The sequence below is a fragment of the Vibrio sp. FF266 genome, assembly GCF_041439695.1.
GTDB lineage: Bacteria > Pseudomonadota > Gammaproteobacteria > Enterobacterales > Vibrionaceae > Vibrio > Vibrio tasmaniensis_A.
The window spans coordinates 222445-244667 of sequence record NZ_JBGOOO010000002.1; the positions used below are offsets into that span (position 1 = coordinate 222445).

The 22223-nt window shown below is 43.9% G+C and carries 22 protein-coding genes; 15 read left to right on the plus strand and 7 right to left on the minus strand.

Annotated features, from left to right (window positions below; translation table 11 throughout):
- Positions 1-62 precede the first annotated feature (62 nt).
- From ACED59_RS02775 to ACED59_RS02785, 3 genes are all read left to right on the plus strand, one after another.
- Positions 63-323: a type B 50S ribosomal protein L31 gene (locus ACED59_RS02775; RefSeq protein WP_009847432.1), complete on the plus strand. Its 261-nt coding sequence runs from the start codon at positions 63-65 to the stop codon at positions 321-323.
- A gap of 1 nt (position 324) precedes the next feature.
- The gene (gene ykgO, locus ACED59_RS02780; RefSeq protein WP_009847431.1) at positions 325-450 is read left to right on the plus strand and encodes a type B 50S ribosomal protein L36; all 126 of its coding nucleotides are present in this window, start codon (positions 325-327) and stop codon (positions 448-450) included.
- Between the two features lie 387 nt (positions 451-837).
- On the plus strand, positions 838-2424 hold the full coding sequence (locus ACED59_RS02785; protein ID WP_009847430.1) for an AbgT family transporter: 1587 nt from the start codon (positions 838-840) through the stop codon (positions 2422-2424).
- Positions 2425-2701: 277 nt separating this feature from the next.
- Here the strand turns inward: ACED59_RS02785 and ACED59_RS02790 are convergent, their stop codons facing one another.
- Together ACED59_RS02790 and ACED59_RS02795 are read right to left on the minus strand one after the other, a co-directional pair.
- Positions 2702-3145 (minus strand): YaiI/YqxD family protein, encoded by a 444-nt coding sequence (locus ACED59_RS02790; protein ID WP_009847429.1) that lies wholly within the window; start codon positions 3143-3145, stop codon positions 2702-2704.
- Positions 3146-3183: 38 nt separating this feature from the next.
- Positions 3184-3471 carry a hypothetical protein gene (locus ACED59_RS02795; RefSeq protein ID WP_009847428.1) on the minus strand — a complete coding sequence of 96 codons (288 nt, stop codon included), beginning with the start codon at positions 3469-3471 and terminating at the stop codon, positions 3184-3186.
- A gap of 768 nt (positions 3472-4239) precedes the next feature.
- Between ACED59_RS02795 and ACED59_RS02800 the strand changes: the two genes are divergently transcribed.
- On the plus strand, positions 4240-4758 hold the full coding sequence (locus ACED59_RS02800) for a GNAT family N-acetyltransferase (RefSeq protein WP_017096806.1): 519 nt from the start codon (positions 4240-4242) through the stop codon (positions 4756-4758).
- Here the strand turns inward: ACED59_RS02800 and ACED59_RS02805 are convergent.
- On the minus strand, positions 4724-5032 hold the full coding sequence (locus ACED59_RS02805) for a DUF3301 domain-containing protein (protein WP_009847426.1): 309 nt from the start codon (positions 5030-5032) through the stop codon (positions 4724-4726). The genes ACED59_RS02800 and ACED59_RS02805 overlap by 35 nt on opposite strands.
- An 84-nt stretch (positions 5033-5116) precedes the next feature.
- On the minus strand, positions 5117-6157 hold the full coding sequence (locus tag ACED59_RS02810; RefSeq protein ID WP_017096807.1) for a DUF3549 family protein: 1041 nt from the start codon (positions 6155-6157) through the stop codon (positions 5117-5119).
- 87 nt (positions 6158-6244) lie between these two features.
- Between ACED59_RS02810 and ACED59_RS02815 the strand changes: the two genes are divergently transcribed.
- A complete protein-coding gene (locus tag ACED59_RS02815) occupies positions 6245-6559 on the plus strand; it encodes a YqcC family protein (protein WP_012604609.1) in 315 nt (104 codons plus the stop codon).
- The gene (gene truC, locus ACED59_RS02820; RefSeq protein WP_029223042.1) at positions 6559-7308 is read left to right on the plus strand and encodes a tRNA pseudouridine(65) synthase TruC; all 750 of its coding nucleotides are present in this window, start codon (positions 6559-6561) and stop codon (positions 7306-7308) included. The genes ACED59_RS02815 and truC overlap by 1 nt, the downstream gene beginning before the upstream one ends.
- A 161-nt stretch (positions 7309-7469) precedes the next feature.
- Here the strand turns inward: truC and ACED59_RS02825 are convergent, their stop codons facing one another.
- The 3 genes from ACED59_RS02825 to map all read right to left on the minus strand — a co-directional run bounded on the left by ACED59_RS02825 (position 7470) and on the right by map (position 11711).
- A complete protein-coding gene (locus ACED59_RS02825; protein WP_004734354.1) occupies positions 7470-7853 on the minus strand; it encodes a DUF3461 family protein in 384 nt (127 codons plus the stop codon).
- 218 nt (positions 7854-8071) lie between these two features.
- On the minus strand, positions 8072-10693 hold the full coding sequence (gene glnD, locus ACED59_RS02830) for a bifunctional uridylyltransferase/uridylyl-removing protein GlnD (RefSeq protein WP_017096809.1): 2622 nt from the start codon (positions 10691-10693) through the stop codon (positions 8072-8074).
- Positions 10694-10832: 139 nt separating this feature from the next.
- Entirely contained in the window at positions 10833-11711 is an 879-nt protein-coding gene (gene map / locus ACED59_RS02835; RefSeq protein WP_012604605.1) for a type I methionyl aminopeptidase, read from the minus strand.
- A 457-nt stretch (positions 11712-12168) separates the two neighbouring features.
- Between map and rpsB the strand changes: the two genes are divergently transcribed.
- The 9 genes from rpsB to bamA all read left to right on the plus strand — a co-directional run bounded on the left by rpsB (position 12169) and on the right by bamA (position 22205).
- Positions 12169-12900 (plus strand): 30S ribosomal protein S2, encoded by a 732-nt coding sequence (gene rpsB / locus ACED59_RS02840; RefSeq protein WP_009847420.1) that lies wholly within the window; start codon positions 12169-12171, stop codon positions 12898-12900.
- Positions 12901-13037: 137 nt separating this feature from the next.
- Complete coding sequence (gene tsf / locus ACED59_RS02845) at positions 13038-13883, plus strand: translation elongation factor Ts (RefSeq protein WP_009847419.1); 846 nt, start codon at positions 13038-13040, stop codon at positions 13881-13883.
- A gap of 156 nt (positions 13884-14039) precedes the next feature.
- Positions 14040-14771 (plus strand): UMP kinase, encoded by a 732-nt coding sequence (gene pyrH / locus ACED59_RS02850; RefSeq protein WP_371704754.1) that lies wholly within the window; start codon positions 14040-14042, stop codon positions 14769-14771.
- Between the two features lie 98 nt (positions 14772-14869).
- Positions 14870-15427 (plus strand): ribosome recycling factor, encoded by a 558-nt coding sequence (gene frr / locus ACED59_RS02855; protein WP_009847417.1) that lies wholly within the window; start codon positions 14870-14872, stop codon positions 15425-15427.
- Positions 15428-15524: 97 nt separating this feature from the next.
- A complete protein-coding gene (locus ACED59_RS02860) occupies positions 15525-16277 on the plus strand; it encodes an isoprenyl transferase (RefSeq protein WP_009847415.1) in 753 nt (250 codons plus the stop codon).
- Between the two features lie 16 nt (positions 16278-16293).
- Positions 16294-17136: a phosphatidate cytidylyltransferase gene (locus ACED59_RS02865; protein WP_017096810.1), complete on the plus strand. Its 843-nt coding sequence runs from the start codon at positions 16294-16296 to the stop codon at positions 17134-17136.
- A 51-nt stretch (positions 17137-17187) separates the two neighbouring features.
- Positions 17188-18396 (plus strand): 1-deoxy-D-xylulose-5-phosphate reductoisomerase, encoded by a 1209-nt coding sequence (gene ispC, locus ACED59_RS02870; RefSeq protein ID WP_017096811.1) that lies wholly within the window; start codon positions 17188-17190, stop codon positions 18394-18396.
- The gene (gene rseP / locus ACED59_RS02875; protein ID WP_017096812.1) at positions 18393-19751 is read left to right on the plus strand and encodes a sigma E protease regulator RseP; all 1359 of its coding nucleotides are present in this window, start codon (positions 18393-18395) and stop codon (positions 19749-19751) included. Before ispC ends, rseP begins: the two co-directional genes overlap by 4 nt.
- 48 nt (positions 19752-19799) lie before the next feature.
- Positions 19800-22205, plus strand: a complete 2406-nt coding sequence (bamA, locus tag ACED59_RS02880) for an outer membrane protein assembly factor BamA (protein WP_017096813.1) — start codon at positions 19800-19802, stop codon at positions 22203-22205.
- Positions 22206-22223: the final 18 nt, after the last annotated feature.

A 22223-nucleotide genomic window follows, 5' to 3' on the forward strand; every position in this document is an offset into this window, starting at 1 on the left:
TTGATAATAATTATCATTTGATATGTTATAATATATCAAATTAGTTATTTAAGGGAAATACAATGAAACCGAATATCCACCCTGATTACCGCCCCGTGGTTTTTCATGACACCAGTGTCGATGAGTACTTCTTAATCGGATCAACATTGAAAACAGATCGCACTATCGAATGGGAAGACGGAAATACTTATCCTTACTTCACGATTGAGGTGTCGTCAAAGTCGCATCCTTTCTATACGGGTAAACAGCGAGTGCTACATAAAGAGGGACGCGTTGCGAACTTCACTCGTCGTTTTGGTCAATTAGGTAAGGGAGCGAAATAGAATGAAAGTTGTGAAATCACTGAAAAGTGCGAAAAGCCGTCACCCAGATTGCCAAATAGTAAAGCGTAGAGGCCGTCTCTATGTCATCTGTAAATCCAACCCGAGATTCAAAGCGGTTCAAAAATAGTCAGTCAATTTGATGTGACATGAGTGTAAAAACGAGGGGAAAGTCAAACTTCATTCATTTGTCTGTTTTTCTTTTCCTTCGAGAGGAACTTTGCAGGAGAGTATGTGCTCACTTAGCGTACGTCGTTTTTTATTTGTCACTTTATCAATAGCTTACAAGCGCAAGCATAAACCGAATGAATGCATCCATACCAATTATAAACCTAACTTTTATACTTTAATTGGAGTTATTTGCTAATTTTTTGTTTTTATTAAGTTAAAAAGAATGGCTTGTTACACACTTTGTAACATTTACGATTTCTAATTGACCCTTTTGTCGAGTAATCTGCGCGGGCAATTTAAACATCTTTGTCACAATTGCACAGGAATCACTACAAGGAGGGAACTGATGAGTTCATCAGCTTCAATAAAAAACAATTCGCCTAAAAAACCTATTTTTACTCGCTTTTTAGATGGCGTTGAATATTTGGGGAACCTATTACCCCACCCAATCACTCTTTTCGCAATCTTCTGCTTAGCAATCCTCGTTACTTCAGGTATTGCTGGTTACTTCGAAGTGTCTGTTATGGACCCTCGACCAGAAGGTGCTAAAGGTCGTGCTGCTGACGGCATGATCCACGTTGTAAGTCTGCTTAACGCAGAAGGTCTACAACTTATTGTGACTAACTTAGTTAAGAACTTTGTTGGTTTTGCTCCACTAGGTACTGTACTTGTTGCTATGCTTGGTGTAGCGATTGCTGAACACTCAGGTCTACTATCTGCTGCAATGCGTGGCATGGTAATGGGTGCTTCTAAGCGCATGGTTACAGTAACGGTTGTGTTTGCAGGTATTATCTCTAACACAGCATCAGAGCTTGGCTATGTGGTACTTATTCCACTAGCAGCAATGCTTTTCCATTCTTTAGGTCGTCACCCTCTTGCTGGTCTTGCTGCGGCATTCGCTGGTGTGTCAGGTGGTTACTCTGCAAACCTACTTATCGGTACGGTTGACCCACTGCTTTCTGGTATTACAGAAACAGCGGCACAGATGATTGACCCGTCTTACACGGTTGGTCCTGAGTCAAACTGGTACTTCATGTTTGTTTCTACTTTCTTCATCGCGATTACAGGTGCATTTGTAACTGAGAAGATTGTTGAACCTAAGTTGGGTAAATACAACGACGAAGAAGCTTCTGAAGATTTATCAAATGATTCGATGGGCAGACTGACGGATGTTGAGAAGAAAGGTCTAAAACTAGCAGGTATTGCTGTATTGGCTGTTTCTGCACTTCTAGCGTGGACTATCGTTCCAGCTGACGGTGTTCTACGTTCAGCGTCTGGTACGGTTTCGGGTTCTCCATTCCTGAAGAGTATTGTTGCGTTTATCTTTGTATTCTTCGCTATTCCTGGTTTTGTTTACGGTAAAGTTACCGGTTCAATGAAGAACGATCGTGACGTGATCAATGCGATGGCAACGTCTATGTCTTCAATGGGCATGTACATTGTTCTTGTATTCTTTGCTGCACAGTTTGTTGCTTTCTTTAAGTGGACTAACTTTGGTCAAGTAATCGCTGTTGGTGGCGCTAGCTTCTTACAAGATATCGGTCTTACTGGCCCAATGTTGTTCTTTGCATTTATCCTAATGTGTGGCTTCATTAACCTAATGATCGGTTCGGCTTCTGCTCAGTGGGCAGTAACAGCACCTATCTTTGTACCTATGCTAATGCTTGTTGGTTACGCACCAGAAACGATTCAAGCAGCTTACCGTATCGGTGATTCAACGACGAACATCATTACACCAATGATGAGCTACTTCGGTCTTATTCTTGCTGTAGCGACGCGTTACATGAAGAACCTTGGTATCGGTACTCTGATTGCTACAATGCTTCCATACTCAATCTGCTTTATGTTCGGTTGGAGCATCTTGTTCTACCTATGGGTGTTCGTATTTGGTCTTCCAGTAGGCCCAGGTGCAGCAACGTTCTACACGCCGTAGTAACGTTAGTACAAGTCATATTGTTAGATTTTAAAGCCTGCCTCGTGCAGGTTTTTTTTGATCGAAAGTATGGTGTACCAATCACGGAAAGTGATCTGAAAGAGTGTAGAAAATTGGGATGATTTAAAAAGAAGAGATGGTGACAAGATGGATCATCAATACTCCGTTAAAGTAGCACTTAGTATCAAGTGTTAAGTAACAAGAACGGAGTATGTCGACAAACATATCTACAGGTTCACGGTTATGGCTATGAACGAATATCAATGTTTCTTAATGATTAGCGCTTTGCTAGCAGGCGATCAAGGTGATTCGCGAACTCACGACGATCGGTCTGTGAGAGGGCGCTTGGTCCACCCGTTTGGATGCCGCTTGAACGCATGGTATCCATAAAGTCACGAATGTTCAGGCGCGCTTTGATGGTTTCTTTGGTGTAGAGCTCGCCACGAGAGCTAAGTGCTTGACCACCTTTGGTGATCACTTCATCGGCGAGAGGGATATCGGATGTAATCACGAGATCACCGGGTTCAGTGCGTTTTACGATTTCATCATCTGCAATATCAAATCCGCTTGGGACTTGAATTGAGTGGATGTTATTGCGTTTAGGGACAGGAACCAGATGGTTTGCCACGAAGGTACATTCAACCCCAGTGCGCTCAGCTGCGCGTACGATTGTTTCTCGGATAACCTTAGGACAAGCGTCCGCATCAACCCATATTTTCATAGTGTTCTATTTCTCTGTTAGCTTATTGCTTAGTTAACTTATTGTTCCGTTAACTTGGCTTCTAGCGTGGCAACGCGGGTGGTAAGTTCAAGGATTTGCTTTTCCAGTTGGCTAACACGATCGAGTGCTGGCTCTTCTTGTGTCGCGACTTCAACTTTAGGAACGCGATTCGCGCTTTTCCAGCTCTTGATGGTTGTGATTAAAGCGGGCATCGGAACCGATGTACTCATACGAGCTTTAACTAAAGCAACTGTAGGCTCTTTCCCTTGTGCTTGCAGTCCTTCAAGCACTGATTTCAACTCTTCAGACACATCTTTTGTCAGCATGTTGACCTCCATTTTTAGTCTTCAGCCATTTTACTCGCTCTGGTGAGTGATAGCGAATCATAAAACCGCCCATAGCTTGTGAGAGATCTCTTACAAAGGTTGTGAGATAACACGAATATATCGCTAGAGAGATTGAGGTGCATATGATTAAGTGGTTGATTTTTTGTTGTTTTATATAAGTAACAACTTTTATGAATTCAAAGTGTGATGCAAATCTATTGTCCCAAATCGTAAATCGCGTAAATTAAACCTTGTCGGAAGGATTCTGACACGGAACAGGAAAGCACCAAGGATTTGGTTATCTTCAGGATGAAGATTTGGTTACTTAGGATTGAGTAGTCAAGCATGGAGCGTAAGGACATTGTAGGGATACAGTCAGTTAACAGGAAGTTAGCTGCAACGGAATGACAATGGACACCTTTAGGATTTAAAGGGTTGGATTAGCATCAGGACGATGTAAAGGACACCGCTCACGGAACAAGTGATGTGCGCTAACTAGGATTGTTAGCTTTCAGGATGATTGGACACCGCTAGGACGGCGAAGTAAAGGAAAGAGCTGAAGGATTACAGCCACTATTATGGATGATGCATGGAGCATTTATTAGTAGCCGGACTGCTGCGAGTAAGACCCTAGCCCTGACACTTCGGTGTCGGGGCTTTTCTTTATCTGAGGCTTTTCTTCTATCTAGGGGGCTCTTTAATTCAGGAGCTTTTATCTAAGATCGCGACATCTGCTTTTCTGCTAATGGTCAACACAAGGAGTGTTTTATGACGATAGCAACCTCAAGAACGCTGTTGGTACCTTATACCGAACAGCTACAACACGACTTTATCAAGTTGAATTGCTGCCCCGTTAATCGTTCTGAAATGAATGGGCCGCACTCTATTGCCTCTGCGAAGTTCTTATTTCAAGAGATACTGCAAGACAACGTCGGCTTCTGCCGCGCTATCATCCACAACCAAACCCGTGAATATCTTGGACATGTCTTTATTTCATCAGAAGAGGGTAGGCATGAGCTTGGCTTTATTTTGGATAAAGAGCATTGGAATCGCGGCTTTGCTAGTGAGGTGCTAAAACCATTTTTAAGTTTGGTGTGTTTTGAAGAGCGCCTAACGAATGTTGTTGCGACTGTGAATGTCGGCCACAACCCATCGATTAAGTTATTAGAAAAACTAGGGTTTGAATTTAAGGAAACCAAACAAGATTCGTTTGGCCCTTATCATGAATATAGCTATAACGCGCACTGCGACGTTACATTCTATGAGGCTGTAGCTCAAACCGCATAGAGCGGAAGCCGACCATGGTCAGTTTTCCTTGGTATAGGTCATCACCTAATGCCGAAAATTCAAAATGGTACACAGTATGCCAGCGCCAAATGGTCGTGAGCTCATGGCGCATCTTAAGTTTATGACCGTTGAAGGCAACGCTTAATAGCTGCAAGTCGAGCTCTTTACACTTTCTCGCAATGGCAGCTTTCGCAAGCTCGGATTGCCTGCGCTGCTGCCAAAACAGAAAGCAAAAGAAGCACAGCATCAAAATAGCCACTAAGTTATCTATCATTTAGTCCATACTTCCTTTTATCTTTCTATTCCAATTGTGTTTTGAGCTCGTTGTTACGAGCTACTGAGCTGTTCTGTCTAGTTTTTATTGCGACTTAGCCGCTTGTTGTAACTCAATCAATGCGTTTGCGAGTTCTGGTGATGGGTTCGAATTCAACAACGGCAAAAATACCATTCTTAGTGTCGGAATCATCACTAAATCTGCAAATAACTGATTGAACAGGTTTTGGTTGCCTGTTTGTGCGAGGCGCAACAAGAATTGCTCGGCAATCGCTGGATCTTGTAGTGCGTGCCAGCTGCGACCCGCTAAACCAATTAACACCTCTTGGTGGCTAAAGCGTGGACTCGCGAGAACTTGGTTAATGATGTTATTCGCGATCCTTTGTTCTGCACCGGAAAGGGCACGAACCAAAGCTGACAGTAAGAACAGATCCGGCTCTTGACTGTTAATCTCATTGTCTGCCATTTCTTGTAAGCGTTGAGCGAGCTTATCATTGATTTGCGTGTGCTCAAGCGTCCCTAGTGTTGCGTATAGCGGCTCTGATGGCAGTTTATTCAATGCTTTGCGAATAGCGACACCGTTTTGCTGACTGCCTAAGCGAGCACACATATCGGTGATGCCTTGAAGACCAACGGTTTTCCAGTTATCCCAACCAAGCTCACCTGTGAAGTAATGCTGAGCGTGCTCGTAATATTGGCTCGTCGCGAGGTCTAACCCTGCTCTTACTTGGCTATGGAATACGGCCATTTTGTCTTCAGAAGGCTTGAAGGTATAAGGGTTGTTTGACAGCTTTTGTTGTTGCTCTTCGCTGATATCACCGTTCAAACGAGTGCCCATCGCTTCGATAACAAACTTAAGAAAATTACCCACATCCCCTTGATGCAGTAAGCCTCTTTCATCGAGTTTGAATTTTAGGAACCAGATCCAAGGTTGCTTGTGTTCGTTCCAGTAGCTAATCGCTAAGTGAGCTTGTTTCTGAAGTGGAAACGGGTATGGCTGTTTCCCCTGCTCAACATCAGAGAATAGGGTGTTGTCGATTTTCTGGATACGACGACCTAGGTCGTAGATGTCGTATTGGCAACCGCTATTCTTTAGTAACTGAGTGAGCGTGTGAATGGTTTCCATAGTAATAAAGCTCCTAACTTTCTTTCCTAAATAGATGGTACTCTATGCCCCAATTTCAAGGTCACTAGATAAATAACTTGGTGAAAAATGACAGCTGCCACAAAGTTACCTCTTTTACTTCAACAATTAGAACAACAAATGCGCCAATGTTCGCTATGGAGTGATGTTTCGCCTTCGGATGAAGCTTTGGCGAGCGTTGAGCCTTTTGCGATTGACTCGCTACAGCCAGAAGAGTGGTTGCAGTGGATCTTTATCGTAAAGATCAACGCAATGATGGATGCCCAAATGAGCCTACCTAAGGGCTTTGCGATTCATCCTTATTTTGGTGAAGTGTGGAAAAATGAGGCAGACAAAGCTGAGCTGCTAGTGACGATTCAGAGCATTGATGAGGTATGCGCGTAATGTTAGAGATCATTTATCAAGATGAGTATTTTGTCGCGGTGAATAAGCCTGCGGGTATGCTAGTGCATCGCTCATGGTTGGATAAACACGAGACTCAGTTTGTGATGCAGACTCTGCGCGACCAAATTGGTCAGCACGTATTTCCTCTGCATCGCTTAGACCGTCCAACGTCTGGCGTATTGGTGTTTGCTCTGTCGAGTGAAGTTGCCTCTGAGGTGATGCCGATGTTCGCCAACCACGAGATGCAAAAAACCTATCATGCGATTGTGCGTGGTTGGATAGAAGAGGGCGATACGCTCGATTATGCGCTTAAGGTTGAGCTGGATAAGATCGCCGATAAGTTCGCGAAAGAAGATAAAGAACCACAAGAAGCCGTCACTGTTTACGAGCCGTTAGCTAAAGTTGAAGTGCCGTATTCAACAGGCCGTTTTCCTACCAGTCGTTATTGCTTAGTTGAGATGATGCCAAAGACAGGACGTAAACATCAGCTGCGTCGTCACATGGCTCATCTAAGACACCCAATCGTGGGCGATACTTCACATGGTGATGGTAAGCATAACCGACTGTTCCGTGATGATTTAGACTCACACCGTCTGTTGCTGCATGCTTCTGAATTGCGCTTCATTCATCCTTTCACTAAAGAAGAATTGGTGATGAAGGCGAACTTAGATGAAACGTGGTTAAGGTTGTTTGAAACTTTTGAGTGGGATGCCCACTTAATCGATGCTCAAACTTGCTTGTCGAAGTAAGTCACGCGTGTTTAAGCAATCGCGAGTCTAAGTGAATAGAGAAAATAGAATAAAAACAAAGGGCTGATAGTGATATCAGCCCTTTTTGATGTCTGTGCGACCTTAACAGCATAACTAATGTTGGTTAGTTAATCGTTAATCGCTAACCGTGAATCGCGGGATCATTTAAGTTTTTCTAGATCGGCTTCGATCTCTGCGATCTTGCTTGATACCACTTTTTCTAGATGGCGTAAGTCAGTAAGGATCTTCTGCTTCACATCCACCTCAGCCGTTGGCGTCGGTTTGGTGATCTTGTTGAGTTCATCAATCACAAGAGTGAGGTTGCGGTTAATCTCGGTCACTTCTTTGTATTGATTATTGCCGCCGCTAACAAGCACACTTTTTACTTGTCGCGGGTACTTAAACTTAACGCTTTTCGCGAACAGTTCACCTTTCTGCTTGCGAAAGTAAATCTTCAGGATATCTTTGTGCGCTTCTTGGCGAAGGGAGTAACGTTCAATCTGTTTAGGTTCGTGGATACCTAAGCCAGTGAGGTTTGGATACATAAGCGACCTCTAGGTTATGAATGTAATACTTTTATGTAATTGACTTGATCAATGTAGCAGCCTAACGACGAGCTAGATAGTTGATATCTGTGAATTGATTGTAAGTTGTGGGCAAGATCGCTCTCTATCTTTGCCCACACTTATTTGGCTATTAAAGCAGCTCCAAGAGCTAAACTTGTTTCCTAGTCACAACTTACTTCTAGCTCTAAATTAGCTTTCTAAGGTGCGAGTTCTGAAACGTGTTCGGTTAATCTTTCTCTTAAGGCTTGTTCTTGTTCTTCAGACAACCTTCCTCCCGCGTCACTGGTCAGAATAAACAAATCTTCTGCACGTTCGCCGATGGTGGTAATTTTAGCGCCGTGCAAATTGATGTCTAACTCAGCAAAGGTTGCGCCGACTTGAGCCAACAACCCCGGTGTATCAAGAGCTCTCAACTCCATCAAGGTGCGCTTCTTGCTCTTGGTTGGTAGGAACTCAACCCGAGTTTTTACCTTGAAATGCTGCAAGTTTCGAGGCGTGCGACGTGTCTTAATCTTAGTTGGACGGCCATCAGCCAGAACATGAGTTAGATGTTTCGCAACGGCTTTGTGTCTTGCTTCATCAATCGCTTCACCATGCTGATCAAGTACGATAAAGGTATCCAAAACGTGACCATCTTTACTGACCATGACCTGCGCGTCATGAACGTTGAAGTTACGTCTATCAAGCTCAGCTACAACGGTCGCAAAAAGTGCGGCTTGGTCTTTACAGTAAACAAACACCTCAGTACCGCCACGCGTCGCTTTCTTGCTGATCAAAACTAACGGTTGGCTCGGATCTTCTAAGCGAAGTAGGTGCTCACAGTGCCAAGCAATTTGAGTGTGTGTATGACGCAAAAAATAGTCAGCTTTAAAACGCTGCCACAACACTTCAATTTCACGAGCGGAGAAACCTTCTTTACGCAGCAGTGCAGATGCCATTTGTTGATTGTGACGAATACGGTCTCTGACATCGACTGGGTTTTCCAAGCCGCGACGCAGTGCTCGCTGTGTTGAGTGAAATAGCTCCGCTAACAGGGTGCGTTTCCAGCTGTTCCATAATTCAGGGTTAGTCGCACAGATATCGGCGACGGTTAAGCACACCAGTAGCTCTAAAGATTCTTCATCGCGGACTTTTTTAGCAAACTCAGTGATGACATCAGGGTCGTAGATATCACGGCGTTGGGCGGTGACAGACATCAATAGGTGGTTCTGAACGAGCCAAGCGACTTGTTTTGCTTCTGGTTTTGACAATCCGTGTTCGATACAGAAGGAGTAAGCTTCAACTGCGCCAATTTCCGAATGGTCTCCACCACGGCCTTTTCCGATGTCGTGGAAGATAGCGGCTAGGATCAGGAGTTCTTTTTTCTGAACTCGAGGGTACACTTCACAACAAATTGGGTGTTTGTCGTGGTTCTCTACTTGGCTAAAGCGGTTGATGTGCTTGAGCAGGCGAATACTGTGTTCATCCACGGTGTAAACGTGGAACAGATCAAACTGCATTTGGCCGACAATTTGGCTCCATTGCGGTAAGTACGCCGATAGCACGCCCAGTTTATGCATCAAGCTAAAAGCTTTGTGCAGTGCGTTGGGGTGGCGAACTAAATCCATGAACTTGTCACGAGCTTCAGGAATGGTATGCAGGAAGCGGTTCAATCGGCGACGCGCCGTTCGCAGTTGTCGTAATGTTGGTGGGCTTACCCCTTCGATCGTCGAGTCATTCGCGATATGGATAAACATATCGAGAATCGTTTCTGGCCGTGCTTGGAATAGGGCTGGCTTACGCGCTTCGATTAATGAACCTCGACGTTGGAAGTCATTGTCGAGAATTTCGGCTTCTTGTGTTTGACCACCGTTAATTATTGCTTGGTCAAACAGCTTAAGCAGCATTTTGTTGAGCTCTGCTACACGACGAAGTGTTCGGTAGAACTCTTTCATCATCATCTCGACACCACGATTGCCTTCACCGGTGTAACCAAGGTGTTCGGCTACTTGAGCCTGATGCGCGAAGGTAAGACGATTGTCGTAGCGGCGCAGCTCTATGTGCAGTGCAAAGCGAACGCGCCATAAGAAGTCTTGGCACTCCACGAGTTCACGATATTCAGCATCGGTAAGAAAGCCATACTTGCTCATTTCCAACAAAGAAGTCGCACCGAAGTGGCGACGTGCTACCCAACTCAGAGTGTGGATGTCTCTGAGTCCGCCCGGAGTTGATTTGATATCCGGTTCTAGATTGTAGGTGGTGTCGTGGTACCGAGCATGACGCTCTCTTTGTTCTTGAATTTTGGCTTTGTAAAAGGTCTCACTTGGCCAAAATGAATCGGAATGAATCTTTAGTTTCAGCTCTTGGAAGGTGTCTTCACTGCCACACAGTAAGCGCGATTCTTGCAGGTTAGTCGCAACCGTTAAATCGTCACTACCAATCTCAATACATTCAGCAATGGTACGCACTGCGTGGCCGACTTCTAGCTTCAAATCCCACAATAGGGTGATGAATTGACTGACTTTCTCACCTAGTGCTGGTGGCAGAGTTTTTTGCGAGACGATGAGAATATCAATATCGGATAAAGGGTGTAGTTCACCACGGCCATAGCCGCCTACTGCGACCAACGCAATATGAGGCAGTTTGCTAAATCCGAAATGCTCCCATAAACGATTGAGAAGCAAGTCCATGTATTCGGAGCGCAGCAGAACCAAATCGGTAACTGGATGATGATTTAGAAATTCACTCTTTTGGTACTGCGTGAAGATTTCGAGCTGATTTTTTAATTCGCAGATTTCAAGTTGTTCGTCATTGAACGTAATAGGGCATTGATAAGGCATAGTCTGCTATCCGTGCAAGCAAATGAGAATAGTAAACAATTTAACAGAAGCTGCTCCAAAATCGAAATTGAGCGGATAAAAAAATATCCTCGGCAATGCGAGGATATTTTCAAAAGTCTGAGGTGTTCAGTTTGTTGAACTAAGCGTTCTTCATGATACGTGGAATCGTATCATCACTGCGTAGTGTTAGTACTTCACAACCTGTATCAGTCACAACTAATGTGTGTTCCCACTGAGCCGAGTTCTTGCTGTCAGCTGTGTACACTGTCCAGCTATCTTCGTCATCTAGACGGCAACCAAATTTACCAGCATTGATCATTGGCTCGATTGTGAAACACATGCCTGCTTTTAGCACTGTGCGATCGCTGTTTTTATAGTGAACGACTTGTGGATCTTCGTGGAATTCAGAACCAATGCCGTGGCCACAGTAATCTTTTACAATAGAGAACTTAGCGCGTGGGTTATTCTTGTTGTTTGTCTTGATGTACTTCTCGATAGCAGTACCAACTTGGCCAAGTTGAACGCCTGGTTTAACCTGACGCATGCCTTCATAAAGTGCTTCTTGAGCAACCATGCATAGACGTTTGTTTGCTGGTGAAACTTCACCCACAAGGAACATTTTAGATGTGTCACCATGGTAACCCTGCGGACGAGTGCTTAGGTCTGCATTTTCGTCATCAGGAACAATCACAGTGATATCAACGTTTAGAATATCGCCATCTTTCAATACTGCAGGTTTGAATTGACCTGTGCTACCCGTCTCATCTTGTGATGCTGGAATACCGTGGCATACAATGTGGTTGATAGACGTACAGATAGACTTAGGGAAACCGTGGTAATCAAGTGGTGCTGAGTATGCGCCTCTCTCTAGAGCGTACTCGTGACAGATTTGGTTAAGCTCTTCTGTCGTTGTACCCACTTGGATGTGAGGTTCAATCATCTCTAAAATTTCAGAAGCCAGCTTGCCGGCGACGCGCATTTTTTCAATTTCTTCAGCAGTTTTAATTTTTACAGCCATTGCATATCTCTTAATTTGGTAGCACCTAAGTGTGCATATTGGGGCTATTCTATCAGTGCAGCATTTTAGCGCAACATTCCCATATCCATACAATGCTGGTGGATACTACTTAACTTAAGCCGATATTGCTCTGTAAGACGATGCTGAATCGATTTGATTAGGCCGCGATTTATCGGTGAAATCCGCTAATAGGCTAGAGTATAGCAGTCGCCATTTTTGGATTTTTTTCTAGCCATAGATAGACAAAATATGGTATAAAGCGCGCCGGACATCAGGACTGTTTTCTCCAATTGGCGAAACAAGCTTTGTGTCCACTAACTTATTTCTTTAAATCACACACATTCCGACACATGTTCCGGGGTGCCTCAACAACACAGATAACGGCTGAAAAGTGGTTAGTTGTTAGGGGTCGGATTCATGGGGGATGTGGAGGCCTAACCCCATAGAGGATTTTAAAATGGCAACTGTATCAATGCGCGATATGCTTAAAGCTGGTGTTCACTTCGGTCACCAAACTCGTTACTGGAACCCAAAAATGAAGCCATTCATCTTTGGTGCTCGTAACAAAGTACATATCATCAACCTAGAAAAAACTGTACCAATGTTCAACGACGCTCTAGCTGAAATCGCTAAAGTTGGCGAGAAGAAAGGTAAAGTTCTTTTTGTTGGTACTAAGCGCGCTGCATCTGAAGCTGTTAAAGAAGCTGCTATCAACAGCAACCAGTTTTACGTTAACAACCGCTGGTTAGGCGGTATGCTAACGAACTACAAAACTGTTCGTCAGTCTATCAAGCGTCTGAAAGAACTTGAAGCGCAAGCTCAAGACGGTACTTTCGACAAGCTTACTAAGAAAGAAGCTCTAATGCGCACTCGTGAAATGGAGAAGCTAGAGAAGTCTCTTGGTGGTATCAAGAACATGGGCGGCCTTCCAGACGCTCTATTCGTTATCGATGCTGATCACGAACACATCGCAGTTAAAGAAGCAAACAACCTAGGTATCCCAGTTTACGCTGTAGTTGATACTAACTCTAACCCAGACGGTGTTGACTTCGTTATCCCTGGTAACGATGATGCAATCCGTGCAGTACAGCTTTACCTAAACGCTGCTGCAGACGCGGTTAAAGAAGGTCGTAACAAAGATGTTGCTGCTGTAGCTGCTGAAAAAGACGGTTTTGTAGAAGCTGAATAATAGCGGCTCTGAGCCATATTTAGTTCATATTAAGCGGTCATAATCGATGGCTTAAGAACTGAATACAGTCAATATCAGGGGCCAATTAATTAGGCCCCTGTTTTTTATCTTTTTTAGAATTTACTGAGGAATAGAGAATGGCAACTGTAACTGCAGCTCTAGTTAAAGAACTTCGTGAACGCACAGCTGCGGGCATGATGGAATGTAAAAAAGCGCTTGTTGCTGCTGAAGGCGACATCGAGCTAGCAATTGAAAACATGCGTAAATCTGGCGCAGCGAAAGCAGCTAAAAAAGCTGGTAACGTTGCTGCTGAAGGCGCAATCATCATTAAAGAAGAAGCTGGCGTTGCTGCTCTTCTTGAAGTGAACTGCCAAACTGATTTCGTAGCTAAAGATGCAGGTTTCCTTGCATTCGCTAACGAAGTTGCTGAAGTTGCTCTAGCTGAACGTCTAGACATCGTTGCACTTCAAGCTAAGTTTGAAGACGCACGTATCGCTCTAGTAACTAAGATCGGTGAGAACATCAGCATCCGTCGTGTTGAGCTTGTTGAAGGTGTTGCACTAGCTTCTTACCGTCACGGCGAGAAAATCGGTGTTGTTGTTGCTGGTGAAGGCGAAGCTGAAACGCTTAAGCACATCGCTATGCACGTTGCTGCTTCTAAGCCTGAGTACGTTAACCCATCTGACGTACCTGCTGACGTAGTAGAAAAAGAAAAAGCTGTTCAAGTTGAAATCGCTATGAACGAAGGCAAACCACAAGAGATCGCTGAGAAAATGGTTATCGGCCGTATGAAGAAATTCACGGGCGAAGTATCTCTTACTGGTCAAGCTTTCATCATGGAACCTAAGAAAACTGTTGCTGACATTCTTAAAGAGAAAGGCGCATCAGTTACTACCTTCGTTCGTTTAGAAGTTGGTGAAGGTATCGAGAAAGCAGCTGAAATGAGCTTCGCAGACGAAGTTGCAGCGGTACAAAAAGGTTAATCCTTAGCGTATTGTTTGAAAAGAGACCGTGGCAAATGCTGCGGTCTTTTTATGAATAATGAATTATTTCCGGCTTTTAGCTGTTATGAATGCAAACTGAGCTCTTCAGTTTTTATCCATGACTGTTAATCATCAACTCTTTGGAAGGTAAGCTCCATGACTACGAACCCTAAACCAGCGTATCAACGTATTCTGTTAAAACTTAGCGGTGAAGCGCTACAAGGCGAAGAAGGTTTTGGTATTGACCCAACGATCCTTGATCGTATGGCTCAAGAAGTAAAAGAATTAGTTGAACTAGGCGTTCAAGTTGGTGTTGTTATCGGTGGTGGTAACCTTTTCCGTGGCGCAGGCCTAGCAGAAGCGGGTATGAACCGTGTTGTTGGTGACCATATGGGGATGCTTGCAACGGTAATGAACGGCCTTGCTATGCGTGACGCACTACACCGTGCTTACGTAAACGCACGTGTAATGTCAGCAATTCCTCTTAAAGGTGTATGTGACGACTACAACTGGGCAGATGCAATCAGCCAACTACGTCAAGGTCGTGTTGTGCTCTTCTCTGCAGGTACTGGTAACCCATTCTTTACTACAGACTCTGCTGCATGTTTACGCGGTATCGAAATCGAAGCTGACGTAGTTCTAAAAGCAACAAAAGTAGATGGTGTATTTACTGCTGACCCAGTAGCAAACCCAGACGCAGAGTTGTATGATACGTTGTCTTACAACACAATTCTTGAGAAAGAATTGAAAGTAATGGACTTGGCCGCATTTACGCTAGCACGTGACCACAAAATGCCAATCCGTGTATTTAACATGAATAAGCCAGGCGCACTACGTCGCGTGGTTATGGGTGAAACTGAAGGTACATTAATCAGCGACGCTGACTAATTTTTCGGGCTTACTGAAGTATAATGCTTCGGTAAGCTTATCCTTATCACTCCAAATAAAAAGCTTTCTTGAAGAAAGAACATAATCAAGGTGAAATTGTGATTAACGAAATCAAAAAAGACGCTCAAGAGCGCATGGTAAAAAGTGTTGATGCACTAAAAAACAGCCTACAAAAAATCCGTACAGGCCGTGCTCACCCGAGCCTACTTTCTGGTCTTACTGTTGAGTACTACGGTGCACCAACGCCTTTGACTCAAGTAGCTAACGTTATTGCTGAAGACGCACGTACACTAGCAATTACAGTGTTTGATAAAACACTGACTCCTCTTGTTGAAAAAGCAATCATGACTTCTGACCTAGGCTTAAACCCTATGTCTGCAGGTACGGTTATTCGCGTTCCACTTCCACCGCTTACGGAAGAGCGTCGTAAAGACCTAGTTAAAATCGTTCGTGGCGAAGCTGAAGGTGGCCGTGTTGCTATTCGTAACATCCGTCGTGACGCGAATGGCGATCTAAAAGCGCTTCTTAAAGACAAAGAAATTTCAGAAGATGAAGATCGTAAAGCACAAGACGAAATTCAAAAGCTAACTGACGCTGCGGTTAAGAACGTAGACGAAGTTCTAGCAGTTAAAGAAAAAGAGTTGATGGAAGTTTAATTTTCCATATTCTTTCTTTCAGGAAAAACGCTGTACTCACGGTGCAGCGTTTTTTTATGCTATTCTGTTCGACTATTAGAATTTGATTCACTCTTTTATGCATAATTCTCAAGCGTTCACAGACTCTCTTCCTAAACACATTGCTATCATTATGGATGGTAATGGTCGCTGGGCGAAAGCTCAGGGTAAGCCTCGTGTCTTTGGTCATAAAAATGGCGTTCAAGCTGTTCGAAAAACCATATCTTCAGCAGCCAGACTTGGCATCAAAGCCGTAACTCTTTTTGCTTTTAGTAGTGAAAATTGGCGTCGTCCTGAAGAAGAAGTGGGTCTCTTGATGGAACTGTTTATTTCAGTGCTATCGAGTGAAGTAAAAAAGCTTCATAAAAATAATCTACAACTTCGTGTTATTGGTGATAAAAGTCGTTTTAATGAGCGACTACAAAAGAAAATAGAAGAAGCGGAAGCTTTGACTAGCACCAATACGGGTATGGTTATTAATATTGCGGCTAACTACGGCGGTAAGTGGGATATCCAGCAAGCGATGACTTCGATTGCTCAACAGGTTAAGTCTGGCGATATTAATGTAGAAGACATTGATGAAGCTATGATTACACAACACCTGACGATGGCAGATATTCCAGAAGTCGATCTACTTATCCGCACCAGTGGCGAGTGCCGCATTAGTAACTTTATGCTTTGGCAATTAGCTTACGCCGAAATGTATTTCACTGAACAATTCTGGCCAGACTTTAATGAAGACAGCTTAGTAGAAGCTGTGACTTGGTTTGTAAACCGCGAGCGTCGTTTTGGATGCACCGGTGAGCAAATTAAAGCTCTGATGGACAGTTAATAAGGATTTTTTTGGTTTGAAACAACGAATTATTACGGCGTTGATTTTAGCTCCCCTAGTTATTCTAGGTATTTTCGAGTTATCACTTCCCACGTTTATTCTTTCACTAGCAGTAATCTCGCTATTGGGTTTTTGGGAGTGGACTCAGTTTGTTGAAAGCAAATCACGTTATTTAGCGTTGATTCCAACAGTTGTGGTAAGTGCTGCAAGTTTTGCTTTTATACCTTTTGATGCATTTAGCCTTAATAACTTATCGGGTGCTCACTACGCCATTCTAACGATTGGTTCAATTTGGTGGGTAATCGCGAGTGGTATGGCAGTGACTTATCCTAAGTCTATGCCAGCATGGAAAGACTCATCCATTCTTCGTCACGCATTTGGCGTGCTGACTTTGCTACCATTCTTCTGGAGTGTGGTTATCCTGCGTGCTAACGGTATCGATGTTGATCCTTACCACGGCGCAAAATTGGTGATGTTCGTTTGCTTGCTTGTTTGGGCTGCGGACAGTGGTGCTTACTTTTCAGGAAAGAGCTTTGGCAAGCGCAAAATGGCCCCTGCGGTGAGTCCTAATAAAACGATTGAAGGTCTTATTGGTGGCATCATTACAGCAGTGATCGTGGCCTGGATCTTTGCTGACTTGTTTGATATCCAATTCACAAGCCCTCTCCACATGATTGTTATTACTCTTGTGACCGTCGTTATTTCTGTTCTTGGTGATCTTGTTGAAAGCATGTTTAAACGTGTTTCTGGGGTGAAAGACAGCAGTAATCTGATTCCTGGTCATGGTGGTATACTTGATAGAATAGATAGCTTAACGGCTGCGTTCCCTGTCTTTGCTCTGCTTTATTTAGCATTCTAATAAAAAAGGGCAGTGATTCTGCCCTTTATTACATTTCTACGGTCATATGTGATGCGAAATCTAACTATCCTTGGCGCTACCGGCTCAATTGGTGCAAGTACACTAAAAGTCGTTGAACAAAACCCAGAACTCTATTCGGTTGTAGCAATGGCTGCAGGCTCGAATGTTGAAAAGATGCTGGCGTTAGTTGAAAAGTGGCAACCAAGCTATGTTGCTATGGCTTGCCCTGATGCAGCATCTAAGTTGACTGAAGTGTTGTCTACAAATTACCCAAACATCAAAGTTCTTTCTGGTTCTGAAGGCATGTGTCAGGTCGCTTCTCTAGATGAAGTGGACACGGTAATGGCTGCTATTGTGGGTGCGGCAGGTTTGCTTCCTACGATGTCAGCAGTTAAAGCGGGCAAGCGTATCTTACTTGCTAATAAAGAAGCCTTAGTGATGTCAGGGCAGTTGTTCATCGACGCAGTCGAAAAATATGGCGCTGAGCTACTTCCTGTCGATAGTGAACACAATGCTATCTTTCAATGCTTACCGCAAAATGTACAAACCAATCTAGGTCGTTGTAATCTGGAAGAGAACGGTATCAACCATATTCTCTTGACGGGTTCTGGCGGCCCTTTCCGCTATACCGATGTCGCAGAGCTTGAATCCGTTACTCCTGAGCGTGCTATTGCACACCCTAACTGGTCAATGGGCCCTAAAATCTCTGTCGATTCAGCAACTATGATGAATAAAGGCTTAGAGTACATTGAGGCGAAATGGCTATTTAATGCCTCTCAAGAGCAACTCAAAGTTATTATCCACCCTCAGTCTGTGATTCATTCTATGGTTCAGTACAAGGATGGCTCGGTGCTCGCTCAAATGGGCGAACCCGATATGGCAACGCCAATCGCTTTGACGATGTCTTATCCTGAACGCACAGAAGCGGGTGTTAAGCCTCTGGATTTCACCAAAGTGGGCGAGCTTACCTTCTTAGAGCCCGATTTAACTCGTTACCCATGTTTGAGATTAGCCATTGAGGCGTGCTATTTGGGTCAGCATGCAACAACAGCGATTAATGCGGCAAACGAAATTGCAGTCGATGCTTTCTTGAACAATCAAGTAAAGTTTACCGATATTGCTATCATTAACGAGTATGTTATGAACAAAGTATGTGAACAACATAACTCTGAGGGCTTAGATAGCTTGGAAAGCCTTCTTGAGCTCGATAATATGTCTCGTCAAATAGCCATTCAATTTATAAAAGAGCAGCTAACATGAGTGGAATTCTGTGGAACTTCGCATCCTTTATTGTAGCGCTTGGTATTCTGGTCGCTGTTCATGAATTTGGACACTTCTGGGTTGCTCGTCGCTGCGGTGTGAAAGTAGAAAAATTCTCGATTGGTTTTGGTAAATCGATCTGGAGTAAAGTTGGCCGCGATGGAACGGAATATAGCTTGTCAGTCATTCCATTGGGTGGCTACGTTAAGATGCTTGATGGTCGTGTTGATGACCTTTCTGAAGACGAACAGCAATACGCTTTTGATAAGAAACCGTTGTGGAAACGAACAGCGATTGTGGGTGCAGGTCCAGCATTCAACTTTATCTTTGCCGTGTTCGCATATTGGCTGGTATTTTTGATTGGCGTGCCTGCGGTTAAACCGGTGATCGGTGAGGTCACCCCGCAATCTATTGTTGCACGAGCCGGAATTGAAACTGGAATGGAACTTAAATCTATTTCAGGAATCAAAACCGCAGATTGGGAATCAGTAAACTTGGGTTTGATATCACATATTGGTGATGAGTCCATGACTGTAACGGTTTCTTCTCAAGACGACATCGGCTTTGAACAACAGATAACATTGGATATTTCTGACTGGTCGTTCAACCCAGAAACTGAGTCAGCAATGACAACGCTTGGTTTTAGACCCTATTCTCCAGAGATATCGACAGTGCTCGCTCAAGTTATTGATGACGGTGCTGCCTATTCTGCAGGGCTAGAATCTGGCGATAAAATTGTCGAAATTAATGGTCAGCCTATTGAACAGTGGAAGTCGGTTGTTGAATTAATCCGTTCACACCCAATGATGCCCTTGGACCTTGTCGTATTACGAAATGGTGTTGAGCGGTCATTGGTTATGACGCCCAATAGTCGCGAATTTTCTGATGGTTCTACAATCGGCTATGCGGGTATTGCTCCCGAAGTCGCAGAATGGCCAGAAGATTATCGCTTTGAGTTACAATTTGGTGTAATTGAGTCTGTAGGAAAAGCATTTGATAAAACAGGTCAAATCATAGGTTTGACACTGACAATGCTTAAGAAGCTTATCGTTGGTGATGTTGGCTTAAATAACTTGAGTGGCCCAATTTCAATTGCTAAAGGCGCAGGGGCAACCGCCGATTACGGTTTAGTTTACTTCTTAGGTTTTTTAGCTCTGATTAGTGTTAACTTGGGTATTATTAATTTAGTTCCGCTGCCTATGCTTGATGGCGGACATTTGCTCTTTTTCGCTATTGAGGCCGTTACTCGTAAACCTGTACCTGAAAAAGTTCAAGAAATGGGATATAGAGTGGGAGGCGCAATCCTCTTCTCTTTGATGGCTCTGGCAATATTTAATGATTTTACTCGTCTGTGAATGGTTTCTCACAGGCATTGGTAGTAGCAAGGAATAATTAGAATAAGTATGGCGATTAAGCAAATTCTGTTCGCAAGTCTATTGGCCACTAGTGTGGCTGCGAACGGAGCACAAAACTTTGTAGTTCAAGATATCAAGATCGAAGGTTTACAGCGTGTTGCACTTGGTGCAGCTCTACTGAAAATGCCAGTACGTATTGGCGATGAAGTGGATGACGGCGATGTGTCTGAGATCATTCGTGCACTGTATGCTTCAGGCAACTTTGAGGACGTTAAAGTTCTTCGCGATGATGATGTTTTAGTTGTTCAAGTCAAAGAACGACCGACCATCGCAAGTATCTCATTCTCAGGTAACAAGGCGATCAAAGAAGAACAACTTCAGCAGAACCTAGATGCATCTGGTGTTCGTGAAGGTGAAGCCCTTGACCGTACTACACTGAGTAACATTGAGAAGGGCCTTGAAGATTTCTACTACAGTGTTGGTAAATACAACGCGACAGTAAAAGCCGTAGTGACGCCTCTGCCTCGTAACCGTTCTGACCTTAAGTTTGTGTTTACTGAGGGCGTGTCCGCTAAGATTCAGCAAATTAACTTTATCGGTAACGAAGTTTTCTCTGACGCTGATCTACTTAGTCGTTTCAACTTGAACGTTGATGTTGCATGGTGGAATTTCCTTGCGGATGAAAAATACCAGAAGCAAGTACTGGCTGGTGATATCGAAGCGTTGAAATCTTACTACCTTGACCGTGGTTACCTTAAATTTAAGGTGGATTCGACTCAGGTTGCGATCTCTCCTGATAAGAAAGGTGTTTACATCACGCTAGGCCTAGATGAAGGCGAAGCTTATACCGTTAAAGATGTCTCTTTCCGTGGTGAGCTTATCGGCCGCGAGGCTGACTTCGAAGCGTTAGTGCCATTCGAAGATGGCGATACATATAACGGTTCTTCTGTAACGTCTTTAGAAGAGGGCGTGAAACGAATTCTAGGCGAAGCTGGCTATGCGTACCCACAAGTTCGTACGATTCCTGAATTTGACGATGAGACCAAAGAAGTGTCGTTGGTTATCAATGTAGAAGCGGGCAGCCGTATCTACGTTCGTGATATTCGATTCACGGGTAACAACTCAACGAAAGATGAAGTACTGCGTCGTGAAATGCGTCAAATGGAAGGCAGCTGGCTGAACTCCAAGTCGATTGATACAGGTAAGAACCGTCTTAACCGTTTAGGCTTTTTTGAAACGGTCGATGTGCAAACGGTACGTGTTCCTGGCAGTGAAGACCAAGTGGATCTGGTTTACAACGTTAAGGAAGCGAACTCGGGTAGCGTCAACTTCGGTGTTGGCTACGGTACTGAATCGGGTGTCAGCTTCCAGGTTGGTTTACAGCAAGATAACTTTGCAGGTTCTGGTAACCGTGTTGGCGTAAGCGCCATGATGAACGATTACCAAAAGAATGTGAGCTTAGACTACCGCGACCCATACTGGAACCTTGATGGTGTGAGTATGGGAGGGAAAATCTTCTACAACGAATTTGAAGCCTCTGAAGCGGGTATTGTCGATTATACCAACCAAAGTTATGGTACGAGCTTAACATGGGGTTTCCCTATGGATGAGCTGAACCGTCTCGAGTTTGGTTTTGGTTATACGCACAACAAAATCGGTAACGTTCCTACCTATATTCAAGTTGAACAGTTTGCGAGAAGTATTGACCAATACGGTGATGAGCATATCTTAACCGATGACTTCGATATCAATATCTCTTGGACGCGCAACAACCTTAACCGTGGCTTCTTCCCTACTGAAGGTAACCACCAACGTGCTTTCGCGAAAATAACCGTACCAGGCTCGGATGCGAAATACTTCAAAGCGCAATACGATGTAAAACATTACATTCCGTTGACTAAAAAGCATGAGTTCACACTATTGATGCGTGGTCGATTAGGCTATGGTAACGGTTATGGTCAAACGGATGGTAATGATAACTTGTTCCCATTCTACGAAAACTACTACGCGGGTGGTTTTACAACACTACGTGGTTTTGGTTCTAACTCAGCTGGTCCAAAAGCTGTTTACGGAAATAGCACGGGCAACAACCCGACGTACAATTCTGCAACCGATGATTCGGTTGGTGGTAATGCGGTTGCTTTGGCTAGCGTAGAGTTAATCGTACCAACACCGTTTGCTTCTGATGAAGCGCGCAGTCAGATTCGAACTAGCGTGTTCTTCGATATGGCAAGTGTATGGGATACCGAATTCGTAGACCGTGGCGCACCGAATAGCGGTCAACAGTACTACTACGATTACTCTGACCCAACAAATTACCGTTCATCTTATGGTGCCGCTCTTCAGTGGATGTCACCGATGGGACCATTGGTTTTCTCTCTAGCGAAACCAATCAAAATCTACGAAGGTGATGACGAAGAATTCTTCACATTCACCATTGGTAGAACTTTCTAATCTTTAAAGGACAATATT

Excerpts from the sequence above, each read along its gene's own strand:
- ACED59_RS02775 (WP_009847432.1), top strand. The coding sequence starts at position 63 with ATGAAACCGAATATCCACCCTGATTACCGCCCCGTGGTTTTTCATGAC.
- ykgO (WP_009847431.1), top strand. The coding sequence starts at position 325 with ATGAAAGTTGTGAAATCACTGAAAAGTGCGAAAAGCCGTCACCCAGAT.
- ACED59_RS02785 (WP_009847430.1), top strand. The coding sequence starts at position 838 with ATGAGTTCATCAGCTTCAATAAAAAACAATTCGCCTAAAAAACCTATT.
- ACED59_RS02790 (WP_009847429.1), bottom strand. The coding sequence starts at position 3,145 with ATGAAAATATGGGTTGATGCGGACGCTTGTCCTAAGGTTATCCGAGAA.
- ACED59_RS02795 (WP_009847428.1), bottom strand. The coding sequence starts at position 3,471 with ATGCTGACAAAAGATGTGTCTGAAGAGTTGAAATCAGTGCTTGAAGGA.
- ACED59_RS02800 (WP_017096806.1), top strand. The coding sequence starts at position 4,240 with ATGACGATAGCAACCTCAAGAACGCTGTTGGTACCTTATACCGAACAG.
- ACED59_RS02805 (WP_009847426.1), bottom strand. The coding sequence starts at position 5,032 with ATGATAGATAACTTAGTGGCTATTTTGATGCTGTGCTTCTTTTGCTTT.
- ACED59_RS02810 (WP_017096807.1), bottom strand. The coding sequence starts at position 6,157 with ATGGAAACCATTCACACGCTCACTCAGTTACTAAAGAATAGCGGTTGC.
- ACED59_RS02815 (WP_012604609.1), top strand. The coding sequence starts at position 6,245 with ATGACAGCTGCCACAAAGTTACCTCTTTTACTTCAACAATTAGAACAA.
- truC (WP_029223042.1), top strand. The coding sequence starts at position 6,559 with ATGTTAGAGATCATTTATCAAGATGAGTATTTTGTCGCGGTGAATAAG.
- ACED59_RS02825 (WP_004734354.1), bottom strand. The coding sequence starts at position 7,853 with ATGTATCCAAACCTCACTGGCTTAGGTATCCACGAACCTAAACAGATT.
- glnD (WP_017096809.1), bottom strand. The coding sequence starts at position 10,693 with ATGCCTTATCAATGCCCTATTACGTTCAATGACGAACAACTTGAAATC.
- map (WP_012604605.1), bottom strand. The coding sequence starts at position 11,711 with ATGGCTGTAAAAATTAAAACTGCTGAAGAAATTGAAAAAATGCGCGTC.
- rpsB (WP_009847420.1), top strand. The coding sequence starts at position 12,169 with ATGGCAACTGTATCAATGCGCGATATGCTTAAAGCTGGTGTTCACTTC.
- tsf (WP_009847419.1), top strand. The coding sequence starts at position 13,038 with ATGGCAACTGTAACTGCAGCTCTAGTTAAAGAACTTCGTGAACGCACA.
- pyrH (WP_371704754.1), top strand. The coding sequence starts at position 14,040 with ATGACTACGAACCCTAAACCAGCGTATCAACGTATTCTGTTAAAACTT.
- ACED59_RS02860 (WP_009847415.1), top strand. The coding sequence starts at position 15,525 with ATGCATAATTCTCAAGCGTTCACAGACTCTCTTCCTAAACACATTGCT.
- ispC (WP_017096811.1), top strand. The coding sequence starts at position 17,188 with ATGCGAAATCTAACTATCCTTGGCGCTACCGGCTCAATTGGTGCAAGT.
- rseP (WP_017096812.1), top strand. The coding sequence starts at position 18,393 with ATGAGTGGAATTCTGTGGAACTTCGCATCCTTTATTGTAGCGCTTGGT.
- bamA (WP_017096813.1), top strand. The coding sequence starts at position 19,800 with ATGGCGATTAAGCAAATTCTGTTCGCAAGTCTATTGGCCACTAGTGTG.